The 445-nt window shown below is 43.4% G+C and carries 1 protein-coding gene and 1 pseudogene; both read right to left on the reverse strand.

Annotated features, from left to right (window positions below):
• Positions 1-126 (reverse strand): annotated as a pseudogene (locus tag SMIDD26_RS12065) (MFS transporter); the annotation flags it as partial.
• A partial coding sequence (gene coaE / locus SMIDD26_RS10890; RefSeq protein ID WP_134990316.1) for a dephospho-CoA kinase occupies positions 113-445 on the reverse strand: 333 nt, incomplete at its 5' end. The gene coaE and the pseudogene SMIDD26_RS12065, both read right to left, overlap by 14 nt.

Raw genomic sequence — 445 nt, forward strand, 5'->3', positions numbered from 1 at the left:
ACTTCCTACACCTAGATTTTCCACAAAGATGGGCATAAAAGGCACAACCAAAGAAATACTGGCTCCAGTCAGAAAATTACCAAACCAGGCAATGCGCAGATTATCCTTCCAGTTAATCTCTGTCATCTTTCTTACCTCCCTCAAGCAGGGAGAACACCTGAGTAAGAAGCTGGTCCTGATTTCCATTGTTGTTTAAAACATGGCTGGCCAAATCTTTCTTTTTCTCTAAAGGCCACTGAGCTGCCAGACGCGACTCAGATTCATCTTTGGACAAGTGGTCCCTTTTCATTAGACGTTCTACTTGGACATCTCGGTCTACATAGACCAACCAAGTCTCATCAAACCAAGAGACGTAGTCCTGCTCAAAAAGTAGGGGAATATCCATGAAGAAAATCTCTTCTGTCTGAGCCAATTGGTCTCTTAATGTAGCTAGTTCCTCACGGAT

Origin of the sequence: Streptococcus mitis, assembly GCF_001579035.1 — a bacterium.
GTDB classification, from domain to species: Bacteria; Bacillota; Bacilli; order Lactobacillales; family Streptococcaceae; genus Streptococcus; species Streptococcus mitis_J.